The organism is Citrobacter sp. Awk 2 (assembly GCF_028069815.1).
Lineage (GTDB): Bacteria > Pseudomonadota > Gammaproteobacteria > Enterobacterales > Enterobacteriaceae > Citrobacter.
This window is the reverse complement of record NZ_JANEWL010000273.1, coordinates 1-374: the sequence shown is the minus strand read 5'-3', so window position 1 is coordinate 374 and position 374 is coordinate 1. Positions and strand designations below refer to the sequence as shown.

1 protein-coding gene is annotated in these 374 nt (G+C 48.9%); it reads right to left on the bottom strand.

All coding sequences use genetic code 11. The annotated features are described in order from the left end of the window. Positions 1 to 3 precede the first annotated feature (3 nt). Positions 4 to 374 (bottom strand): recombinase family protein (locus tag NNO02_RS23605; protein ID WP_271455910.1); only part of this gene is annotated, 371 nt, incomplete at its 5' end.

Below are 374 nucleotides of genomic sequence, written 5' to 3'. Positions count from 1 at the left end.
ATCTTATGCCTCTTTGATGTTCCAGTTTCGTTTGATAGTCGGGAGGCTTAAATTCAGTTCTAACGCCGCTTTGGACTGACTCAGCCCCTTAGCTCTGGCTTCCTGTACACGCTGAAGGGTATTTGACGCAACCGGACGGCCTAACTTCTTCCCTTCCTTCCTGGCTCTTACTAAACCCTCTTTTGTGCGTTCAATGATGCGGGATTTTTCGAACTCTGCAAACGCAGAAAACATTTGCAGCATCAGTTTCCCTTCCGCGCTGGAAAGGTTACGCACAGGCAGATCCAGTGAAACAACATCAATCCCTTTATCCACCAGCATCGTAATGGTTTGCTGCACGTCGATGTTGTCCCTTCCCAGGCGGTCCAGTTTCA